This is a genomic window from Pseudomonas sp. 3JA (assembly GCF_036961705.1).
Taxonomy (GTDB): Bacteria; Pseudomonadota; Gammaproteobacteria; order Pseudomonadales; family Pseudomonadaceae; genus Aquipseudomonas; species Aquipseudomonas fluorescens_Q.
On sequence record NZ_JBAMDJ010000014.1, the window covers coordinates 82,132 to 104,998 of the forward strand.

A 22,867-nucleotide genomic window follows, 5' to 3' on the forward strand; every position below is an offset into this window, starting at 1 on the left:
AAAATAAATCCCCTTTTCGAAAGTGCCAGATCAATTTGAAGCTTTTCTACAGCTCAAAGCAACCAGCTCATCTTTCAACCATTGTTCATGCTCATGAACAACGTGATCATAGTTCGATTCAGAGTGGTATTGATGCTGCGGCAAAGTCATCGCACCAGAAATCATCGACAGTGGAGCATCAACAGGCCAATCCCAGCCTGACCAAAACTCAGACAACTTTATCAACCCATAGAGCGGGTCCGAGTCCAGGTTTGCTAGTAATTCTTCCAATGCGACCGCTCGCCATATTCTCTTAGCTCGTTGCATTTCTGCATTTTGAAAATCGCTCATTTTTTTTAACTGTGGGCATAGCTCAGATAGAGGCAGATCACTATCGTTAGCTAAACTAACAATCACATCGAGCATGGGATTATTCCCAGCAACCTTTTCAAGTTCAGCGCTTGCAAAGTCTTCCACACAAGACGTTGGCAATCTCCCCAAAAGGCTAGGAACACCACAGACGCCCTGAAGCAAAACGGCCCAATCGGTCAAGCCATACTTGGTAATTCGTTCAAAGACTGCTTGAATCATGGTTTCACCGGAATACCGTTAACAGTTCCATTTGGTACAAACATTCTGTGTGTTACACCACCCAACTTCGGATCTACAATCCATTCAAACCTACCCGACACACCGTTGTAGCTACCTGATGCTTGGTAAAGCGACGAGCCGTTGTTGAGAGGAAACTTAGTCGCACTATTTGCATAGTTATCGACAATATCGGGAAAACCATGCGCAACCGGAGTCGATGGGAACTCTTGAGTGGCATAGGGACTATTGAGCCTCTCTGGCTCTGAGTACACAGGTATTGGTTTCCCATCAGCTCCAACAACTTGTTTATTCGGAAGTTGGTCTACTTTGTTTCCGCTACCTTGCCCCTTCGTACCATTCCCAATACGCGCTTCGACTAGAATATCATTCGATAGCGCTCCTCCCCCTTTTGAACCGCTTAGAAGCTCATCTGCTGTACCACCCAGATTGGGAGCAGCTCCACCTTTCAAAGCATAGGAGAGTTCTCCGGATAGTGCCTTACCCCCAACGTGCGCGGCTAGCAGTTCTGCCAGCGACTGAGCAGCCTTATAGCCGAGATCCCCGGTCGGGCTCGCTTCTCCGGGATACCGAGCAGGATCAAATGAAGCGAGAACTCGCTCACCCTCTGCTGAGATATAAGGAGCATTGGTCTGGTCGAAAGATTCGGCTGCGCTTGCAAACGCGAGAGTTCCCATCGATCCCAAGGCGAATGGTGCCGCGCAACCTACAACGCTTACGCAGGCAGGGGCGGAGCCGACCATACCCATATAAGAGAGCGTGCCCGCTCCCGCCCCCATGGCCGCATTCGCCGTCCACCCTAGGTCGTTAATTAACTCATCATGAGCACTGAGGGTGTCGTCTATCCGATCTCCAAAGCCATAATCAAACTGTCCTGTGCTTTTAAGTAGCGCGAGTTCCTCAGTAAACCCTTGCCCTAGCGTTTCTCGTTTCACGAGCTCATCGTAGTGTTTATCACTCGACGGAACGGACTTACTGCAGTGGGTCAATGCACATGCAGCTGCATCGAGGCGGGCCTTGTTATCGGGGTTGCGTCGACGTTGCTCATCCAATGCAACGGTTTGCATTTCATGCAACGAATGGTTGTACTGCGTAGCGTTCCTCGCCACCCAGGCACCTTTCTCTAGCTTGCTGGTATCTCCATCCGCCTGCGAAGCTGCCGCAAGCAACCCAACCATCTGGGAACTCATGCTCAGCAGGTTTTGATCACCTTTAACCAGATCGTAGAGATGCCCAACTAGAACCTCGTTAGCCCCCGCTGCCAAGGCTCCGATTTTGAAATCACTGCCAGTAGCTTCGGCGAGAAGCCCGCCCACCATTGCTTGAATCACAATTTTCGGTGGCGAGCCCGTGGCGTACACATTCTTCGTGTAGTCGCCCACCGCGTTGAAGCTTGCTGCCGCCAAGGTGTTGAACAGCGCGCTTTTCAACGCATCGCTAGCACTCCCTCCCTGTCCAAGCGCCTTGCTCAGCAACATGGAGGTTCCGTTCTGCAACGTTTGGTTGGCGGCAAATTGACCGACGCCTTTCCAAGTGCTCAGTGAGCTCGACGTGCTTACTTTGTCGATTGCCGTATTCGTTTCAGTGCCAGTCCACCCATCAAAATAGGCAGCCGTCAGCCCTGCTGTAACGCCTGCAATGGCATACCCCTTCATTGCATCCGAAGAAGTCACGTCCTTGAACACGGCGCCAAGATTGCCGCGATTATTGACAACGCTGACGGTCGCGTTTGTTGCAGCTCCCGCTGCAACGGCGCCTGCCGCGGCGGAAATACCAGCAGCCGTCTCCGCCGTAATTGTTCCGGCGGCAACCATCCCTCCAGTCGCGGTTCCCATTGCGCCGGCCGCCATTGGGCCAACAACTGCCGCCATCACAATGGCGATGATGATCTGCGAAGCCGGCCCCAAGCCGGAGTTGCTGTACTTGAAGCTGTCGTGGATCTCTTTGACTTGACGCCAGTCCACATCACCACGTTTTTCCGCGTCCTTGAGCCATGCCAATTGCGGATCAGCCTTGACCATCGCATCGATGGATTGGCTGACGGTTTGCTGGTTAACTTGTTTGATATCGATCTGCAGGCCATTGACGGCTTTGATAGCGACACTGCCCTCAGCAATAAACTGGCTTTGGCGCAGGGTTTCGTCAGTTTTGCCCTTACCCTTGGAAGAGACCCAGAACGCGTTGTTATCGGTCTTCTCGTGGCTCTCCTGATGCAGATCCTTCACGCCTTCGAAGGTAATGGATCCGCTGCTGTCCAGCGTGATGTCCTTGCCGCTCTGCAGTTTCGCCACCTGATACCGCTGGTCACCACCGCTGACCAATCGCAGGTCGCCCCCGGTAGTGATTTCACTGCCGATGTTTTTCACATCGGTCACTTCATCCCGCTGAGTCTTCTTACTCCCCCAACCACCCTTCTTCTTCATGTCATACAGCGAATAGTCGCTGTTCTGCGCAGCCAGCAGCTCAAGCTTGCCACCCGCCACGAAATAGGCCTCGTTTGCAGCGTTGACCTTGCTGGCGATCATCGCCAAATCCTGCCCCGCGCTCATTACAACGTTGCGCCCCGCATTAACCGTCGAGGACACCTGACTGACGTGATCCTCCTGGCTAGTCACCTTCTTGCTCTTGCCGTAGGAATGCTGCTCATCCGCCGCCGAGGCGAAGGTCAAGTTTTCTTGAGCAGACATGGCAACGTCGCGCTTGGCATCGATCTGACTGCCGACAACGGTGAGGTTGCGACCGGCGTTGACGATCACGTCGCGGCCGCTGTCGAGACTGGAGCCGTATTGCTTGATGTCTTGGTCGCGATGCCGACCGCCTGTGCCGCTGTTGATACGTTCGGCGGAGACGAGATTGACGTCGCGTGTGGCGTTGAGGGTGGTGTCGGCGCCGCTTTTCAGCACGCCGCCAACACTGTTGATGTCACGCCCTGCGCTGATGGTCAGGTTGTTGGCCGCTTCGATACGGGCGGCGCTGTCGATGAAGTCGGCGCGTTCAGTACGGTAGCCGCTGCTGCTTTCGTGGGTGGTAACAGTTCGCTCGTTAGTCACGTCGCCAGTCAAAGCCACAACACTGACATCCCGCCCAGCAATCACCCCACCCGCCCTGTTAGTCAGGTTATTACTCGCCAACGCATCCAGCCGACCACCCGCTTCCATCAACCCACTGTTGACCAAGCTGTCGCCAGCCGAAGCCCTCAGGTTGCTGGACGCACGCAAGGTGCCCGCATTGTTCAGGTTTTTACCCGCAATCAGGCTGACGTCGGCGCCCTGGATCAGCGCACCATTGGCCGCCAGTCGATTGTTGGCCTGGGCCAGGTAGAGCACCGGCACCAGCACCTGCTCGTTGTTCACCGTCCGGTTTTCCATCCAGACGATGTCGTGGGTCAGGGCCGCGACTTGTTCGGCGGTGAGGCTGACGCCCAAGGACAGGTTCAGTGCGTCCTTGCTGGCGATGGCGTTGTTCATCAGGTACTTGAACATGCCGTCGTCGGAGGTCTGGCCATCGAGGAAGCGCTGGCCGGTGCGGGCGATCACGGCTTGTTGAATCAGGCGTTGTTCGTAGAAGCCGTCACCCAGGCGCTTGGCGGCAGCGTCGGGGTCGTAGCCGAGGTTCGTCAGCAGGTAGTCCGAGCTCATGAAGCGGCGCATGTCGGTCAGCGCCGGGTTGGTCTCGATCAGGTACTTTTGTGGGTTGGTCCGGAACGAGCTGTCCGGCAGGCCGCGCACTTGGGTCAGGCCTGAGCCTTGGGTCGGCGTGGTCGAGGCGTCGCCGCTCATGCGGAACAGGCCGTTTTGCCCGGTCGGCAAATCAAAGCCCGGCAAGGCCTGCGGATCGACCTGTTGCTGGGTCAGGCTGGGGGGCAGTTGCCGATTGACGCTGACGCGGGTGGAGAAAACGTTGTCAGCCTGGGTATCGGTGCGCGGGCCGGCGCCGACGTAGTTGTAGCCACCACGCACGACACTGTTGTCGATGTTGCCCGAGGTGCGGACATCGACTGCGCCGCCGGCCTGGATAATCGCGGCATAGGTCTGGTTGTCGGTAGTACTTGTCTGGGTGCGGAACTGCGGGAGCTCACGTTCGGTCATGCCGATGAAGCGGCTCATCGCTGCCTCGAGGCCACCCAGGTCATTGGCGTTGTAGCCTGGGCTCTGCAGCCAATACTTGTTGGTGAAGTCATTGGCGGCGGCGCGCCAGCCACCTGGGCTGCGCGTACGCTCGGACATGAAGGTGCGCGAGGTTTCGGTCTCGCCGGTCTCGATGCCGATGTTGTTCAGGCTGACGAGGTTGGCGGTCAATGCGCCGCCGACACCGATGCTGCTGCTCCGGTTGGTCAGCACATCGCCCTGGATGTCCAGGTTACCGCCAGTGGTGATGCTGGAGGCAGCGCTGGCGGCGGTGACTTCGAACTTGTCGCGCTGGATGATCTGCCAGACGTGGTTTTCCTTGCCACCGCTGCAGTCGCCGGCGTTGACCCCTTCGATACAGGCCACTTCCCTGATCGAGGCGGTGTAGATGCCGGCGTCGTGGGTGGTCAAGACCTCGCGGACGTTGTCGATCGTGCTGGCCGCCAGGCGCATGTTGCCGTCGCTTTGCAGCGTGCCGGAGCTGTTGAGGATGCGGCTGGCACGTGTGCCGAGGCCGTCGCGATCGATGCTCAGGTCACCGAGGCTGTAGATATCGGCATAGCGGTTGGTCAGGCTATTGACGCGCAGGCTGGTATTGCCGCCGCTGAAAATCAATCCGTGCTCGTTGAGCAGGTCGCCGGTCGATACGCCGAGCGCGCCGGCACTGCCGAGGGTGCCGTAGTTGTTGATCGTGGCGGCAGAGACGTTCATGTCCGCCGCCGAGGTCAGGCGACCGTAGCTGTTGAGGACACCATCGACCACGACGGTTGTGCTGCCGCCGCCGGCGATGCTGCCGTTTTGCTCCAGGTTGATCAGCGCGGCCTTGAGGCCCAAGGTGCCGAGACTGCTCAAGCGGCCGTTGCCTGCGTAGGCGCCGGTCAGTTGCAGGTCGATCGCCCCATCGCTGCCGATCAGGCCGTCGACACGCCAGTTGCTGCCACGGCCTTCCATGCTGTTGGCACTGAGCAACTGGCCGGTGGCCGTCTGGGTCAACTGGTCGACATGAACCACCAGGTGCCCGGCCTGGATCGCGGTGCTGTTGGTCCAGCTGTCGGCCGTCACCGTCAGGTCGCCGTAGGTCACCAACTGTCCTCCCGCCTGCCCCAGGTTGGCCTGGCTGATGCCAAACAGTCCCAGGCCGGTGTGCAGTAGCTTGCCACCCACGTTCTGGACACTGCCGGTGTCGAAGCCCACATCATTACTGGCGGTTTCGAGGGTGCCGTCGCTGTTATCGAACAGACCACCGATGTTGAACGCCGTGGTGCTGTTCTTGCCCAGGGTGCGCAGTTGGCCTTTCTGGTTGCTCAGGCTGGCGGCCAGGATATCCAGGCTGTCCTGGCTTTCGATGATGCCCGCGTTGTTGTTCAGCGCGCCTGAAAGGTCAAAGTCGATGCGACTGGCGCTGATCTGCCCACCGCCGCTGTTGTCCATGTCCCGGCCAATGACCCGGACCTTACCGGTGGCGTACAGGCCGCCGCTGCGATTGTCGATATCCGCACCCGCGTTGCTGATCTCGATATCGCCCGCTTGCGCGGCCAGGCGCCCGCCGTCGTTGAACAGTCCCGCCAAGGCCTGGATGTTCAGTCCTTGGGCCTGGATCGTGCCGCCCTGGCGGTTCACGTCATAGCCATTTCTCAGCACGCCGGTGGTGCGCGCTTCCAGTGCAGCCTTGACGCTCGACAGCACGCCGCCGCGGTTGTCCAGGTTGGTCGCGAAGACACTCAGCTTGGCGTCCTGGGCGATGATGCTGCCGCCCTGGTTGTCGATATCGCCCGCGACATCCACGGTCACCAGGCCCTTGCCTTGCAGCGTGCCCCTGGCGTTGTCCAGGCTGGCGGCCTTGAGTTCGACGCCGGCACTGCGGCTGGCGATCAGGCCTTGGTCGGCGTTGTTGACCTTGCCGGTCGCCGTGACCAGCAGCTTGCCGTTGGCGGCGACGGTGCCTTTGCTACGGTTGTCCAGGCTGTCGGTGCGCACGGTCACGATGCCTTGGCTGGACAGCTCACCACCCTGGTTGTTGATCGCGCCCGCGTTGGTGACGTCGAGGGTCTTGCCGGCCATGACCAGGCCGGTCAAGTTATCCAGGCTGCCGAGGATCAGGGTTACGCTGTTCAGGCTGGATAATTCACCGGCATTGTTTTCCAGATGGCCCAGGTTGGCCGTCAGAAGTCCCTGGCTATTGATCAGGCCGCCCTGGCTGTTCAGGACCTGATCGGCGGTCAGGTGCAGTTCGGTGTTGCCGAGAATGCGGCCTTTGTTGCGGTTATCCACAGCGTTGCCGGTGACGGTGGTCTTGCGCTGCCCACTGAGCGTACCGCTCTGGTTGTTCAACGCCTTGGTGGTCACGTTCAGGTCACGACTGGCAATGACGGTTTTGCCGCCGTTGTTCAGTTGCTTGGCCGTGAGGGTGACATCGCCCGTGGTATTGCGGCTGTTATCAGCGTTGACCCCGGCTTCGATGATGCCGTTGTTGCTCAGCGTGCCGCCACTGTCGAGGTGAATGCTGTCGCGCGCCACCAGGTTGTTCCGGCTGGTCAGGTCGCCCTGGGTCTTCACGTCCAGGCGGCTACCGGCGTACACCTGCCCCTGGGTTTCCAGACTTTTGGCCTTGATGTCGATGGCACCGGCAGCAGCCGTCTGCGCCAGGCTCAAATGCCCATTGGCATCCAGCTGAATATCCCCGCCACTGGCAACCATCTTGCCGTCCAGCTTCACCCCGACTCCGGCCTCGGTGCCCACCAGCTTGATCGCCCCGGCGTACATCCCACCCAAGGCCGAGGAGTCGATGGCCAATTCGGGTTTGGCACTGCCATCATCGGCCCGGGCAGTGGCGTTGAGGGTATTGGCATTAACGTCATTGCGCCCGGCCACGATGGTCAGGTTCTTCGCCTGGATCTCGGCATTGATCTTGGCGCTGCGGGTGATGATTTCGAAGCGGTCGACGTTGTTCGCGTTCAAGCCCGCGCCTTCGATGGCGACGCTGCCCTGGTCCACCTGATAGCGGCTCACCTGGCCGTTTTCGATGATCGGCTTGCCCGTGGTCAGGGTCGCCTTTGGGGTATTGATGAAACCGCAGCCGTTACAGCTGATGCCGTAGGGGTTGGCGACGATGACGTGGGCCGACTGCCCTGCCACTTCGGTGTAGCCGCGCAGTTGGCTCGGGTTGCCGCCGTTGACTTCGTTGAGGATGGTGGTGGCGGCCGTGCCCTGGAGGTTCGGGTTGCCGAGGATGATCCCGCCCAGTTGTGTGGCCTGGGCCGAGTTGGTGGCGTTGTTGAGGATTACGCCGTTGCTGCCGACGTTGTAGTCCTTGAACTGGTTGTGAGACAGCCCGCTGCCGTTGGGCTTGGCGATGTTGACCACCGGCACGCCATTGCCGGCCTGGCCGAGGCCGGTGCCCGGGGCGCTGACCACGATGCCGCCCGCCTGGGCCCACATCGGCTGCCAAAACATGACGTTGGCCAACAGGAACGCCAGGCCGCGCTTGGGCATGCCCCAGAAGGCGTCGCGGTTTTTCAGGGCAGCAGAAGGCTGGCGGGCCAGGAAGGCGTGTTGGCGGTCGTCCATGATCAAGTCTCGTTGCAGCAGAAATTAGATGGATACATCCACGCGGAAGTAGATCGGCGCTTCGCGCTCGGTCAGGGCATCCGGACGTTCCAGGGAATGGGCGAAGGTGACGCTGGCGTTCAAGTGCTCACCGCGGGCGAACAGCTCCAGCGAATTGCTCGACATGCGCCCATGCTGATCACCGTTGTAGCGATCGCCACGAATCACACCCTGGTCATAACCGAGGCTGGTGCCGTATTCGGCAAACACCGGGCGCAGCCACTCCAATGTCACCGGACGGCTCCAGCGCAAGTCGTTGCGCCAGTAGCCGCCGCTGTCGCCAGACAGCGTCTGGTCTTTGTAGCCGCGAATCGACGACAGGCCGCCCAGGCTCATGCGCTGGGGGCTGAACAGCACGTCTTCGCTGCGCTGGCCGGTCATCAGGCTGCTGAAGCTGAAGGACTCGCCACCCAGCATGAAGGGCTGCAAATAGCTGAGGGTCGCGGTGTATTTGCGGTAGCGCGCATCCGGCAACCCCGGCCCCGGCTCATGATCGCCCTGGGCATCGAGAGCACCGATACCTTGTTGCAGCCCCAGGTCGAGGTTGACGAAGGCATTGCCGATTCGCCGGCCATGGTTGATGCCGAACTGCGCCTCGCTGATGCGATTGCTGCTTTCGGCAAGCTTGCTGTCTTCGATGAAGTTGTTGGTGCGCAGGTACGAAAGGCCGGTGTTGAGCGAGGTCTTGCTCATGGCATCGCGATGGACCACCCGTTCCAGGCGCACCTGATGGTTCTGGCTGTCGCCGCTCTGCTTGAAATTGAAGCCGTTGGCCTGGCCCACGGCGCGGTACTCGCTCTGGCTGTAGGTGTAGCTCAGGTTCCACCAGCCAAACGGCAGGTTGTAATAGAGCATGCCGTTGCGCGAGGTTTTCTGGTGATCGCTGACGGCATCGTGGCCGCCGCGCAAGGCCAGTTGGTCGGCCAGGCCCAAGGGGCTGTCCCAGTCCAGGGAGGCGCCCCATTGCTGCTCGCCGGTGCTTTTCTGCCCGTCGTTATGCCGTGACAGGCCGGCGCGCCAAGGCTTTTGCGGGGTGTTATTGACCCGCACTTCGCTGCCGCCGATGTTCTGCCCCGGCGTCAGTTCCATTTGTGCACGGTTGGACGGCAAACGGTTCAGTTGATCGACCATCTGCTCCATCTCCCGCAGGTTGAGCAGTTCGCCGGTTTTGCCGGGAAACGCCATCGCCAACTCACGGTCCGACAACTGGCTGTTCTCGGCACCTTTCAAGCCTTCCAGGCGGCCCTCGACGACCAGCACTAGCAGGTGACCGCTGGACAGGTCCTGTTGCGGCAAGTAGGCGCGACTGGTGACCAGGCCTTTGTCGAGATAATGGTCAGTAATGACTTTGAGCAGCTCGTTCAGTTGCGGCACGCCCAGGCATTGGCCGATGTAAGGCTTGAGCAGGCGTTCGCGCTCCGCATCGGACAGAGCATCGGCGCCCTTGAGCTCGATGGTCTTGATCGGGAAGCAACGGGTATCGACAGGGGCCGTCGGCTGAGTCGGCTTCGCTTCCTTGCCGGGCAGGTCCTTGAGTTCTTCCAGGCGCCGACGCTGCTCTTCGAGCAGGCGATCCTGACGTTCACGGATCAGGTCCGTGTCGCCGGGGGTTGGCGCGGCGACGGCAATGTTCATCGCTAGAAAACACAGCGACGCAACGACTAGCCTCGTCCCTAAGGCGAATACGGACATGTTCGATCCCTCGATACAGAAATGACAGCAGGCATGCACAGCAATGCGCGCACACCAGACCCTGCATATCGCTTTCGGTTCAAGAGAGCGGGAATTTTCCACTCAAAAAAGAGACGCGTCTCACAGGACGCGTCTGAAAACACAACAAAAACGACTGCTCGGATTGCGCAGACGCCTACAAACACTCATCCAGGAAACTCACCACGGTTCCCATGCAAGCCATCCGCTCCTCGATATGGGGCATATGGCTGGAGTGTTCGAACAACGCCCAGCGAATGTCGGGCACATGATCCACATAGGGTTTGACCACCAACGGCGTCGCTTCATCGTATCGGCCTGAAATCAGCAGGGTCGGCACGCTGATCCGAGGCAAGCGATCGGTGATGGACCAGTCCTTCATGCTGCCGATCACATGGAATTCGGTGGGGCCATTCATGGCGTGATAAACGGTAGGATCGGCATCGATCTGGGCAAAGGTACGGGCAACGTCATCGGGCCAGGGCGTGACACGGCAGACATGACGGTCATAGAAAACCCGAGCGGCCTCAAAATACTCGGTAGACGTCAAGGTTCCAGCCCGCTCGTGCTTGAGCAGTGTTTGCTGCACCTCAATGGGTAGAAGCTGGCGCAAGCGATTGACTTCAAGGAGCCAGGTGGACATGTCCGCCGGGGAGTTGGCGATAATTAATGCGCGCAAGCCCGCGGGCTGGAGCACCGCATGTTCGCTGGCCAACATGCCGCCCCAGGACTGCCCCAACAGGGCGTAATTGTCGCCAATACCCAGATGATCCAGCAGGTTCGCCAACTCATCGAGAAAGAGCGCCACGTTCCAGAACGAGGGGTCTTTTTCCGGAAGATGGGTGGAACGCCCATTGCCCAGTTGGTCGTAATGAATCACTGGATAGCCACTGTTGGCAATATCCTTGAAGGCATCGACATAATTGTGTGTACAGCCCGGGCCGCCATGCAGGATCAGCAGCGGCGTACGGCCACTGCTGAAATCGCCAGTGATGCGATACCAGGTCTGATACGGACCAAAAGGCGCAAAGCCTTCGTGCGTTACGGGAAGATCCATTTCGTGCCGCTCCCTAGAAAACCTGCCGCACACGATACCGGGGACTGGCTGGCGGAATAACTAGAGAAACAGATAGGTTTTTGCCCGATTTCAGCTATCGAGCAACCGATAATGCACCGCCCTGACCACGGCTTGGACCCGATTCCTGGCGCCGAGCTTGTGCATTGCAGAAGTCAGGTGGAGGGTGATGGTGGCCAAGGAGCGATTCAGTTGCCTGGCGATGTCCGCCGCCGTCAACCCGTCAGCGGCTAACCTCAAGCACTCACGCTCTCGTTTGGTCAGGCGAACCGGGCATGCGCGGGCTTCCTTGCCGAGCAGCGGAAAAGCCGCCTCTTGCAGGGCATGGGAAATCAGGCTGAAGTCGCCCAGCGTTTGCCGGACATCCTGCAGGGTGCTCCCCTTCGTATCGGCGCGCAGCCCGGTCAATGTCGCAAAGCCGCCTTTGGGCAAATGCATCGGCACCGTCACGCCACAGGTCATGCGCGAATCCTGCAGGTAGCTCACGACCGGTGCATGACTCTGGCCGATGAACGGCTGCAGCACCGTGTCGGCCTCCGGTCGATAGGACCAGACAAAAGGAGAAATGGCATTGATTGCCAGATGCTGGACGGGGTCGATCTGGTAATAACCTTCTTCACACCAGAGCGAGTGCCAATCACGGGGGGTATTGCGCAACTTCAGCACAGTCGGGGTGATCAGTGCCCCATCATGATCCAGCGGCACCGGACTGTAGTCGTACACCAAGGCATCAAAGCCTAACGCCTGGACCATCCCCAGGGTGTTATCCATCTGTTCGTCCAGGCTCCTGCCAGACAAAAGACGGGTATTGAAGTCAGACAGCTTGGCCTGCATCCATTCAGCTCCCGTATTAATTTCAATCCTGAAATCGTGCAAGTAGAATGCCACGCCTGAGCGAGGGAATGCCAGATCAAACCTATAAGAATTGCTAGCTTATGGGCGCGTAGCTTCCTCGGTAAGGTTTAGCCAAAGCGGCACCTGAGCAGGAGAGCAATGATGTGGCGTGAGATCGAGCCAGACCAGCGGTACGACGTGGAAGTCGATGGTCATCGTCTGGTGGCCTATGGCTTTGGCGACGGCGACGAGGTGCTGCTGTGCCTCAATGGCGGCCCGGGGTTGCCTTGCGATTATCTGCGTGACAGCCATGGCTGGCTCAAGGAAAAGGGCTTGCGGGTCATCGCTTTCGATCAGTTGGGCACCGGCGCCTCGGCCAAGCCTACTGATGAATCCCTGTGGGACATCACCCGTTATGTGGCGGAGGTAGAGACCGTCCGCCAAGCCCTCGACCTGGGCAAAGTGCACCTGCTGGGGCACTCCTGGGGTGGCTGGCTGGCGATCGAGTACGCCATTCATCACCCTCAATCGCTGAAAACCCTGATCCTGGAAAATACCGCCGGCGATATCCCTCACCTGTCCCTGGAGCTCGAGCGTCTGCGGGCTGCCCTGGGCAGTGAGACCGTCGCGATGATGCAGCGCCATGAAGCCTCGGGCACCCTGGATCATCCGCAATACCAGGCGGCCATCACCCTGCTCAACTATCGTCATGTCTGCCGTCTGGACGAGTGGCCAGCGCCGGTGACACGTTCCCTGGGCGACTGGAACATGGGGCCCTACATGACCATGCAGGGCCCCAACGAATTTCTCTATACCGGCAATCTCAAGGACTGGAATCGCATCGAGCAGATGGCCGGCTTCGAAATGCCCGTGCTGATTACCACCGGTCAACATGATGAACTGACGCCAGCCTGTGCAATGCGCATGAAAATGGCGCTCAAGGATGTACAACTGAATGTATTCCCCAACAGCAGCCACATGCCGTTCTACGAAGAGCCCCACGCCTATTTCCCAGTCCTGCTGGATTTTCTGCACCGCCACCGGAACTAGCCCATGAACCTGGCGCGCTACCGTTTCATACTGTCGCGCCCGCTACAGCTATTGCCCGTGCTGTTTGGCATCAGCATGATCACCTTTGTGCTCGTGCGCTCAATCCCCGGGGACCCCGCCCGGGCCCTGCTGGGCTCGCGCAGCACGCCGGAGGCGCTGATCAGGATTCGTGCCCAGTACGGTCTCGACCAGCCGTTGTGGATGCAGTACTTCTACTTTCTCAAGAACCTGCTCAAAGGCGATCTCGGCCAATCGCTGCTCTACAAAGTCGATGCCTTGCAACTGATCAGTACCCGCATTGAGCCAACCCTGTTCCTGGTGCTCGGCAGCGTGCTGCTGGCGCTGCTGATTGCCGTGCCGCTGGCAACGGTGGCGGCACGCAACAAGGGCGGTTGGCAGGATCACCTGATTCGCCTGTTTACCACGGCAGGGCTCGGCATGCCGGCGTTTTGGCTAGGCATCATGTTGATCCTGCTGCTCAGTGTGCAGTTGGGACTATTCCCGGTCTCAGGCTATGGACGCACCGCTTGGGACAAACTGCATCACATGGTTTTGCCGTGCCTGACCATTGCCTTGGCACTCTCCGCCGTGCTGGTGCGCAATCTGCGCGCCAGCATGCTCATGGAGCTACAAGCCGATCATGCCACCGCCGCACGGGCCCGGGGCTTGTCCGAGCGGGCGATATTTCGTCGGCATGTGCTGCCCAACTCCCTGGTGCCGGCGGTCAACCTGCTGGCGGTGAACATCGGCTGGTTGATCAGCGGCACGGTGGTCATCGAAAGTCTGTTTGCCATTCCCGGCATCGGCCAATTGCTGGTACGCGGCATTTTTACCCGCGACTACATGGTGGTCCAAGGCGTGGCCATGGTGCTGGCCCTCGCCACCGTCACGGTCAACTTCCTCGCCGATGTGCTGACCGTGATGATCGACCCGCGGGTGAACATGCGATGAGCGGCCAAACCCTCAGTCCTACCTGGCGTCTTGCGCTGCGTTTCGGCTTGCGCAACAGTCGCCTGGCCACCGTGCTCGGCCTGGCGATTCTGTTTGGCTGGCTGTTGCTCGCCCTCTTCGCCCCCTGGGTCGCGCCCTTCGATCCGATTGCCCAGAACACCGATATCCGCCTGTTGGGGCCGAGCCTGGCCCATCCGTTCGGCACGGACAATTTCGGCCGCGACGTTCTTTCCCGAGTGATCTGGGGCGCGCGCATCGACTTGCAGATTTCCGTGATCGGGGTGGTTTTCCCGTTCTTGATCGGCACTTGCGTCGGCGCCTTGGCCGGCTATATCGGTGGCCGGTTCGACACGATCTGCATGCGCCTGATCGACATTATTCTGGCCTTCCCCTTCCTGGTGCTGATGTTGGCAATCATGGCCATCCTCGGCCCCGGCCTGAGCAGCTTTTATATTGCGATGGCCCTGGTAGGTTGGGTGTCCTATGCGCGGCTGATCCGTTCGCAGATCCTGGTGCTCAAGCAAAGCGATTTCGCCTTGGCGGCCAAAAGCCTGGGCTTCGGTCATGGACGCATTCTGTTTCGGCACCTGTTGCCCAATGCCATGTTCGGTTCGATCGTGTTTTCCATGTCCGACGCGGTACTGGTATTGCTCAATGGGGCGGCGGTCAGCTACCTCGGCCTGGGGGTCCAGCCACCCACCGCCGAGTGGGGCACGATGGTCGCCGAAGGCCAGAGCTTTATCACCAACGCCTGGTGGATCTGCACCTTCCCGGGACTGGCGATCGTTACCCTGGCCATGGGCTTCAGCCTGCTGGCCGACGGTGTCGCCGAGCAGCTCGGAGAACGCCCATGAGCACACCGGTGTTGCACGTCGAGGACCTCAGCGTGATCGCCGGCCACGGTGAGGACGAGATCACGCTGGTGGATCGTGTGTCATTTGACCTGGCCGAAGGCGAAATCCTCGGTCTGGTGGGTGAAAGCGGCTCAGGCAAGACGATGGCCTGCCGGGCCTTGATGCGCTTGCTGCCCTCTGCAAACCTGCGGGTCCAGGGCAAGGCCCTGCGCCTTGCCGGTGAGGACCTGCTATCGCTGGATGAAGCCGGCATGCGGGGCATACGGGGTCGACGATTAGGGATGATTTTTCAGAATCCCGGCAGTCATCTTGACCCGTTGATGCGTATCGGCGAACAGATCGGCGAGGGCATACGCCTGCATCAGGGAGCGTCCAAACGTGAAGCACGGGCGAAGGCCATTGATGTGTTACGCCAGGTGGGCATTCCCGATCCGCTAACGCGGGTCGACAGTTATCCCCACGAGTTTTCCGGTGGCATGCGTCAACGCGCCATGATCGCCGTGGCATTGGGTTGCAACCCCCAGGTGCTGATCGCCGATGAGCCGACCACCGCCCTGGATGTCACGGTACAGGCACAGATCCTGCGCCTGCTCCTGGATTTGCGCGACCAGCGCGGGCTGTCCATCATCATGATCACCCACGACTTGGGGATCGTCGCCCAGACCTGTGATTCCATCGCAGTGATGTACGCCGGTCGGCTCTGCGAACACGGCAACAAGCTTGATCTGCTGGCTCACCCACGACATCCCTATACGGCGGCCCTGATCGACTGCCAACCGGCTACCAGCGCCGGCCATGCCATGCTCAAAACCATCGCCGGCCAGCCTCCTCTGCTGGATGCGCTGCCCAGGGGTTGCCGCTTCAACCCACGCTGCCTTCAGCAGGGCAGCCAGTGCACGCGGCTGTTGCCACAGATGCAAGCCACGGCAGAGGCACACCGGGTCGCCTGCCATTACCCGCTGCCAGTGGGTGCCTCGTCATGACCTTGTTGCACGTGAAGGATCTGCAGGTGCGCTTCGCCGCCCCTGGCAGTGGTCCGTTCGGGATCCACAGGCAATGGGTGAAAGCCGTCAACGGTGTGTCGCTGAGCCTGGCCCCCGGGGAGGTGCTTGGGCTGGTGGGGGAGTCGGGCAGTGGCAAGAGCACCCTGGGTCGGGCCATCTTGCGCCTCACTGAGGTCAGCGCCGGACAAATCCTGTTCGATGGCGTGGATATGGCTCAAGGCAAGCGGATCGACATCGAGCGACTGCGCCACGAAACCGCGATGATTTTCCAGGACCCTTATACCGCCCTCAATCCGCGAATGAGCATCGGCGACACCCTGGCTGAAGTGCTGCGAGTGCGCTGTGCGATTCCTGCATCGCTGATTCGCCAGCGGGTCGATGAACTGCTGAACCTGGTCGGCCTGCGACCGGAGCTGGCCGACCGCAAACCGGGTTCGTTGAGTGGCGGTCAATGCCAACGTGTGGGGATCGCGCGTGCACTGGCCATCGAGCCACGGTTGATCATCGCCGATGAATGCGTGGCTGCGCTGGACGTTTCCATCCAGGGCCAGATTATCAACCTGCTGCTGGAGCTGCGACAGCGCATGAACCTGGCGATTCTGTTCATCGCTCACGACCTGGCGATCGTTCGGCGGCTATGTGATCGGGTCGCCGTGATGTACCTCGGCGAGATCGTCGAGCAAGGCCCCACGGAGGCCGTGTTCAGCAACCCGCGGCATCCTTATACCGTCGCGCTGATCCAGTCCATTCCACACATCGACCCGGCTCGACCTTTGCTGAGCGAACCCCTGCCTGGCGAGCCACCCAGCCCCCTGAACCTTCCATCCGGCTGCACTTTTCACCCGCGCTGCCGGTATGCACAACCCATCTGCGCGAAAACGCCGCCCCCCATCCATGACATCAATGGACATCGTTATAGCTGTGTGCTCGGAGAGCCATTGCTCTAAAAAACATTCATCAATAGGGAGTTTGACCATGCGATCGAAACATTTGAAGTTGCTGACCGCCGCGACGTTGACCGTTTGCACACTGGCGGCCGGTGTCGCCCAGGCAGCAGGCGTGCTGACCATCGGTTGCCGTGAAGAAAGTACGACGTTCGACCCGATCAAAAGCGCGCAGAACCGTGATAACTGGGTGTTCTCCAATGTCTACGACGTATTGGTGCGCGTCGACAACACCGGCACCAAGCTGGTACCGGGGCTGGCCGAAAGCTGGCAGGTTTCCGACGATGGCATGACCTATACCTTCAAACTACGCTCGGCCAAGTTCTCCGACGGTTCACCGATTACCGCCAGCGATGCAGCGTTCAGTCTGTTGCGCATCCGCGACAACAAAGGGTCGCTGTGGAGCGACTCCTACAAGATTATCGACAAGGCCCAAGCACCCGACCCGCAGACACTGGTGGTGACACTCACGAGCCCTTCAGTGCCCTTCCTCGCGCAGCTGGCGTTGCCCAACGTCTCCATCCTGTCGCAAAAGGCCATGGAGAAAATGGGTGAGGAAGCCTATGCCCAGGACCCCGTTGCCTCTGGCGCCTTTATCGTCAAGGAGTGGCTACGCGGTGATCGCGTGGTGCTGGAGAAGAACCCCAACTTCTGGCAGGCCGACAAGGTGAGCCTGGATGGCGTGGAATGGATCTCCATCCCGGATGACAATACACGGATGTTGAAGGTACAGGCCGGTGAACTGGATTCGGCGATCTTCGTGCCCTTCTCGCGCGTCGAAACCCTGAAGAAAGATCCCAACCTGGTCGTACACATGGACCCCTCCACCCGCGAGGATCATCTGCTGATCAACCATGAGCACGGACTGCTGGGCAAGCCTGAAGTACGTCAGGCCCTGGACCTTGCGATCAACAAGAAATCCCTGGTCGATACCGTGACGTTCGGCCATGGCCAGGTGGCTTATTCCTACATCCCTAAAGGCGCGCTTTATCACAATGCCGATAATCTGCAGCGCCCGTACGACCCGGAAAAAGCCAAGAAAATGCTGGCGGATGCAGGCGCCTCAGGCCTGAAGCTCAACTATGTGGTCAATGCGGGCAATGAAGCCGACGAGCAGATCGCCGTGCTGGTCCAGCAACAGCTCGCAGCCGTTGGCGTGACAGCCACCTTGCAGAAAGTCGACCCAACCCAGAGTTGGCAAATGCTGATCGACGGCAATTACGATCTGTCCGTGATGTACTGGACCAACGACATCCTCGACCCGGACCAGAAGACCACCTTCGTCCTGGGACATGACACCAACATGAATTACATGACCCGCTACAAGAACGACAAGGTCAAGGATCTGGTCGCGGCGGCGCGGGTAGAAGTGGACCCGACCAAGCGCAAGCAGATGTATACCGACCTTCAGGCAATCGCCAAGCAGGACGTCAACTGGATCGATCTCTACTACAGCCCGTACATCAATATTTCACGCAAGAACATCGAGCACTTCCAACAAAACCCACTGGGGCGCTTCTCTCTTGAGGAAACAGTGAAGCGCTAGCGAGCAGTGGCTTTCATCCGAGTCGGATAGGGCCAGTGGCAACGCCTTGATCACGAATCGAGGCTTGCCACTTGATGGCCAAGCAAGATCGGCCGCTCCCCGGTCATCTCGCACAGCAGCGCTGTGACGGCGTTCCCTTCAACCGTGCCATGCTCCTGCAGGAAGCCGGCCACGGCGCTGACCGCCGGCCAGTAACGGTGCACCAGGCAACTGCAGCGGGCGATCGCCTGGGCTTGGGCGTCGAGCAGCTTGCGCGGTGGCAGCAGGCTGATCAATTCATGCCCCCGGTCCAGGTCACCGCGGCCGCTGCCCCTGATCAACCGGTCGGACCGGCGGTGCCGGTAGACCGCTTCGGCCACTGGCCCGGCGAAGCAATGGAGCAGGTCACGTTCAATGGCATCGACCATCGAGGGCAGGAATTCAGCGATCCCCGGGGCGTCGAAGGCCGGGCGCGCGACCAGGTAGTCAGCTTCCACCAACCCTTCTGCGTATTGAGGGTTGCCGCGCAGGTCGAACAGCGGCCCCGCCCAGGCTTCGACCTTGGTACGCACGGTGATGCGCTTTATCGGTAGGCCATTCCACCAAAAGGCCAGGGCATGACCCGCTTCGTGGAAGGCCGTGCTGCGCGGGCATTTGTTCATTATTGGGTCCGTCACGGCAGGCGCCATTCATATCATCTGCTTCGCCGCTTGGCTTCGATAAAAGATTATCCCTATCGACCGTTAATACTGCGCCTATTAGCTATCTGGCAAAGGAGGACTAGCCTGAATTCAGGCTGGTGTAATCCGGCCCGTGAAACCTGACAAAGAGATACGAAGCGTTCAGAAACGTACTGGGCTTGCCGTGGGCCACCGTCCTTGCAATTCGACATTGCAGCGTGGCCGAACATGATCAGTTGAGCGAACTGTGAGCCCTGCGCCCTGTGTATTTCGCCTGTCGCTATTCGAAGCCTCGCCGGGCCGGATAGCTGGATGAATACGACCAAAGGTAGCTTCTCATGGCAAACGAATCGAAATGCCCGTTCAATCACGCCGCTGGCGGTGGCACGACGAACCGCGACTGGTGGCCAAACCAACTGAATCTGAAGATCCTGCACCAGCACTCCTCGCTGTCCGACCCGATGGGCGAGGATTTCAACTATGCCGAAGCGTTCAAGCGCCTGGACTTCCAGGCCTTGAAACAAGACCTGAATGCACTGATGACCGACTCGCAGGACTGGTGGCCGGCAGACTTCGGCCACTACGGGCCGCTCTTTGTCCGCATGGCCTGGCACAGTGCAGGCACCTACCGCACCGGTGACGGGCGCGGGGGGGCGGGTTCCGGCCAGCAGCGATTTGCACCGCTCAACAGCTGGCCCGACAACGTCAGCCTCGACAAGGCGCGTCGGCTGCTGTGGCCGATCAAGCAGAAGTATGGTCGCAATATCTCCTGGGCTGACCTGATCGTCCTCACCGGCAACGTCGCGCTGGAATCCATGGGCTTCAAGACCTTCGGTTTTTCCGGTGGCCGCGCCGATGTCTGGGAGCCGGATGAAGACGTCTACTGGGGTTCGGAAAACAAATGGCTGGGGGGCGATGTTCGCTACGGCAAGCCCGACAAAGCCGCCATGCAAGACCCCGGCGAAGGCCAATTGGTGGCCGAGCCCGGCAACGAAGAAAGCCGCACCGACGAGGGGCGCAACCTGGAGAACCCGCTGGCCGCCGTGCAGATGGGGCTGATCTACGTCAACCCGGAAGGCCCCGAGGGCCAGCCGGACCCGGTCGCCGCCGGGCTGGACATTCGCGAAACCTTCGCCCGCATGGCGATGAACGACGAAGAAACCGTGGCATTGATTGCCGGCGGCCACGCCTTCGGCAAGACCCACGGCGCAGGCCCTGCGGACAATGTCGGCGCCGAGCCCGAGGCCGCGGGCCTGGAGCTGCAAGGCCTGGGCTGGAAGAGCACCTTCGGCACCGGCAAGGGGCCCGACACCATCACCAGTGGCCTGGAAGTCACCTGGACCACCACCCCCACCCGCTGGAGCAATAACTACCTGGAGAACCTGTTCGGTTTCGAGTGGGAGCTGACCAAGAGCCCTGCAGGCGCGCACCAATGGACGCCGAAAAACGGTGCCGGCGCGGGCATCATTCCCGATGCCCACGACCCGTCCAAACGGCGTAACCCAACGATGCTGACCACCGACCTGGCGCTGCGCTTCGACCCGATCTACGAAAAAATCTCCCGGCGCTTCCTGGCCAACCCGGACCAGTTGTCCGACGCCTTCGCCCGCGCCTGGTTCAAGCTGATCCACCGCGACATGGGCCCGCTCTCACGCTACCTCGGCCCGGAACTGCCCAACGAAGAACTGCTGTGGCAAGACCCTATCCCCACGGTCGACCATCCGCTGGTCAACGACAGCGACATCGCGGCCCTCAAAGGCAAGCTACTGGCCTCGGGCCTCACGGTTTCACAACTGGTGTCTACCGCGTGGGCCGCGGCTTCCACCTTCCGGGGTTCCGACAAACGCGGCGGTGCCAACGGTGGCCGCCTGCGCCTGGCCCCGCAGAAAGATTGGCCGGCCAACCAGCCCGAACAATTGGCTCAAGTGCTGGCGACCTTGGAAAGGGTTCGGAGCGAGTTCAACGCCGCCCAATCCGACGGCAAGAAAATCTCCCTGGCCGACCTGATCGTGCTGGCTGGCAGCGCCGGCATCGAACAGGCGGCCCAAAATGCCGGGCTCAGCGTGACGGTACCGTTCGCGCCGGGACGCATGGACGCGAGCCAGGGGCAGACGGACGTCGAGTCGTTCGGTTTTCTCGAGCCCATCGCCGACGGCTTTCGCAACTACCTCAAGGGCCGGTACCGCGTTTCCGCCGAGGCTTTGTTGATCGACAAGGCACAACTGCTGACCCTCACTGCCCCGCAAATGACGGCATTGATTGGCGGCCTGCGGGTACTGGACACCAACGTCGGCCACACGGCGCACGGTGTCTTTACCCAACGGCCAGGGACCTTGAGCAATGACTTTTTCGTCAACCTGCTCGACATGGGCGTGGAATGGAAAGCCCTTTCCGACACCCAGGAAACCTTCGAGGCCCGCGATCGCAAGACCGGCCAGGTCAAATGGACCGGCACGCGCGTCGATCTGGTCTTCGGCTCCAACGCCCAGCTACGGGCCTTGGCCGAGGTCTATGCCAGCCCGGATGCCCAGGAGCAGTTCGTCAAGGACTTCATCGCGGCGTGGGTCAAGGTGATGAACCTGGATCGGTTTGATCTCAGGTGAGCAGCGTACAAGGGCATGAGGTCTGGCAAGGAACTGGCCTCATGAACTTTTCTTCACCCCACGCCCCCGCGTGATTGGGTACAGTCGCCTCGCTCATTCAAGAAACTAAGGTTTTAGCCCGCTCTCCCAGCGGGCTTTTTTTTGCCTGGAATTCAGCGAAACCGCGATATCCGGAAAAAATCTTTCAGATCCAGTCCCCGCCGCCGATAAAGCCCTGCACACGTTTTTGCTGGCTCTTAACAACAACAATCTTCCAGCGTACTGACGATCAAGCAGCACAACGTTCCTGGAGGAATTTGATGAATAGCTGGTTTGGCAACATTAGCGTCAACATGAAATTGGGCCTGGGCTTCGGCCTGGTGCTGGTATTGACTTGCCTGCTGGCCCTGACCAGTTGGACCAGCCTGGGTGGACTGATCCAGCGCAGCAACTGGATGAGCGACATCACCCAGCTCAACGCCGGCCTGACCAAGCTTCGGGTCACGCGCCTGCAATACATGCTGACCAACGGTGACGAGACCGCCGCACAAAATGTGCAGACCACCCTCGATGGTTTCGTGGCGCAACAGAACGCCCTGCTCAGCAGCTTCAAGAGCCCGCAGAACGTCAAGTTGCTCAAGGAGCAGAGCGCAGTCATCAGCGCCTACCAGGTGTCCCTGAACAAAATGCGCAGTGCCTACCGCACCGGCAACACCGCCCGCGACGCCATGGGCGCGAACGCCGAGATTGCCTACAAGTTGATCGAGACCATCGATTCCGACGTACGGAAAATGGCGCTCAGCGATGAGCGCTTCGCCCAGTTCCAGGCCATCACCCAGGCCAAGCAGGACTTCATGCTGGCCCGCTATGAAGTGCGCGGCTACACCGCCAACAGCAACGCCGACACCGAACGCAAGGCCGTCACCCAGCTGGACGCCGCCATCGCGTCGCTCAAGCCGTTGAACGAGCACTTCTCCAGCACCCGCCAGGATGAACTGCGCCAACTGGAAAACGCCCTGGCCCAATACCGCAGCGCCGTGCAGGCCTTCAAGCTGGCCACCGCCGACGCGGTACAGGCACGCAAGGAAATGACTGAACAAGGCGCGTCAATCGTGACGTTGAGCGAACAGCTGTACCAGATCCAGCTCGACCGCCGCGACGCCGAAAGTGCCCAGGCGCGCACCCTGCAACTGGTCAGCACCCTGCTGGCATTGCTGGTCGGCGTCATTGCCGCCGTGATCATCACTCGCCAGATCACCGGCCCGCTGCGCGACACCCTGGCCGTCGTCGAGCGCATTGCCGGTGGCGACCTGTCGCACACGGTCATCGTCACTCGC

13 protein-coding genes and 1 pseudogene are annotated in these 22,867 nt (G+C 60.1%); 8 read left to right on the forward strand and 6 right to left on the reverse strand.

The window, feature by feature from the left end:
* Nucleotides 1–30: 30 nt before the first annotated feature.
* The 5 genes from V7773_RS13440 to V7773_RS13460 all read right to left on the reverse strand — a co-directional run bounded on the left by V7773_RS13440 (nt 31) and on the right by V7773_RS13460 (nt 11,940).
* Nucleotides 31–570 (reverse strand): DUF2247 family protein, encoded by a 540-nt coding sequence (locus V7773_RS13440; RefSeq protein WP_336073817.1) that lies wholly within the window; start codon nt 568–570, stop codon nt 31–33.
* The gene (locus tag V7773_RS13445; protein WP_336073819.1) at nt 567–8,282 is read right to left on the reverse strand and encodes a two-partner secretion domain-containing protein; all 7,716 of its coding nucleotides are present in this window, start codon (nt 8,280–8,282) and stop codon (nt 567–569) included. The genes V7773_RS13440 and V7773_RS13445 overlap by 4 nt, the downstream gene beginning before the upstream one ends.
* Before the next feature lie 24 nt (nt 8,283–8,306).
* Nucleotides 8,307–10,013 carry a ShlB/FhaC/HecB family hemolysin secretion/activation protein gene (locus V7773_RS13450; RefSeq protein ID WP_336073821.1) on the reverse strand — a complete coding sequence of 569 codons (1,707 nt, stop codon included), beginning with the start codon at nt 10,011–10,013 and terminating at the stop codon, nt 8,307–8,309.
* Between the two features lie 175 nt (nt 10,014–10,188).
* Nucleotides 10,189–11,088, reverse strand: a complete 900-nt coding sequence (locus V7773_RS13455) for a proline iminopeptidase-family hydrolase (protein WP_336073823.1) — start codon at nt 11,086–11,088, stop codon at nt 10,189–10,191.
* Nucleotides 11,089–11,178: 90 nt separating this feature from the next.
* Nucleotides 11,179–11,940 (reverse strand): LuxR family transcriptional regulator, encoded by a 762-nt coding sequence (locus tag V7773_RS13460; RefSeq protein ID WP_336073824.1) that lies wholly within the window; start codon nt 11,938–11,940, stop codon nt 11,179–11,181.
* A gap of 162 nt (nt 11,941–12,102) precedes the next feature.
* Here V7773_RS13460 and V7773_RS13465 point away from each other — a divergent pair, with 162 nt between their 5' ends.
* Genes V7773_RS13465 through V7773_RS13490 form a run of 6 tightly spaced genes read left to right on the forward strand, consistent with a single transcriptional unit; the run spans nt 12,103 to nt 18,289 of the window.
* A complete protein-coding gene (locus V7773_RS13465; protein ID WP_336073826.1) occupies nt 12,103–12,990 on the forward strand; it encodes a proline iminopeptidase-family hydrolase in 888 nt (295 codons plus the stop codon).
* A 3-nt stretch (nt 12,991–12,993) separates the two neighbouring features.
* Nucleotides 12,994–13,941: an ABC transporter permease gene (locus V7773_RS13470; RefSeq protein ID WP_063323042.1), complete on the forward strand. Its 948-nt coding sequence runs from the start codon at nt 12,994–12,996 to the stop codon at nt 13,939–13,941.
* On the forward strand, nt 13,938–14,795 hold the full coding sequence (locus V7773_RS13475; protein ID WP_336073829.1) for an ABC transporter permease: 858 nt from the start codon (nt 13,938–13,940) through the stop codon (nt 14,793–14,795). Before V7773_RS13470 ends, V7773_RS13475 begins: the two co-directional genes overlap by 4 nt.
* The gene (locus V7773_RS13480) at nt 14,792–15,778 is read left to right on the forward strand and encodes an ABC transporter ATP-binding protein (RefSeq protein ID WP_336073832.1); all 987 of its coding nucleotides are present in this window, start codon (nt 14,792–14,794) and stop codon (nt 15,776–15,778) included. The genes V7773_RS13475 and V7773_RS13480 overlap by 4 nt, the downstream gene beginning before the upstream one ends.
* On the forward strand, nt 15,775–16,746 hold the full coding sequence (locus tag V7773_RS13485; protein WP_336073834.1) for an ABC transporter ATP-binding protein: 972 nt from the start codon (nt 15,775–15,777) through the stop codon (nt 16,744–16,746). Before V7773_RS13480 ends, V7773_RS13485 begins: the two co-directional genes overlap by 4 nt.
* A 28-nt stretch (nt 16,747–16,774) precedes the next feature.
* A complete protein-coding gene (locus V7773_RS13490) occupies nt 16,775–18,289 on the forward strand; it encodes an ABC transporter substrate-binding protein (protein ID WP_336073836.1) in 1,515 nt (504 codons plus the stop codon).
* Nucleotides 18,290–18,339: 50 nt separating this feature from the next.
* Here V7773_RS13490 and V7773_RS13495 read toward each other — a convergent pair whose 3' ends face one another.
* On the reverse strand, nt 18,340–18,930 hold the full coding sequence (locus V7773_RS13495) for a hypothetical protein (protein ID WP_336073837.1): 591 nt from the start codon (nt 18,928–18,930) through the stop codon (nt 18,340–18,342).
* 356 nt (nt 18,931–19,286) lie between these two features.
* Between V7773_RS13495 and katG the strand changes: the two genes are divergently transcribed.
* Together katG and V7773_RS30470 are read left to right on the forward strand one after the other, a co-directional pair.
* Nucleotides 19,287–21,551, forward strand: a complete 2,265-nt coding sequence (katG, locus tag V7773_RS13500) for a catalase/peroxidase HPI (protein ID WP_336073838.1) — start codon at nt 19,287–19,289, stop codon at nt 21,549–21,551.
* Between the two features lie 434 nt (nt 21,552–21,985).
* Nucleotides 21,986–22,864 (forward strand): annotated as a pseudogene (locus V7773_RS30470) (methyl-accepting chemotaxis protein); the annotation flags it as partial.
* Nucleotides 22,865–22,867 lie beyond the last annotated feature (3 nt).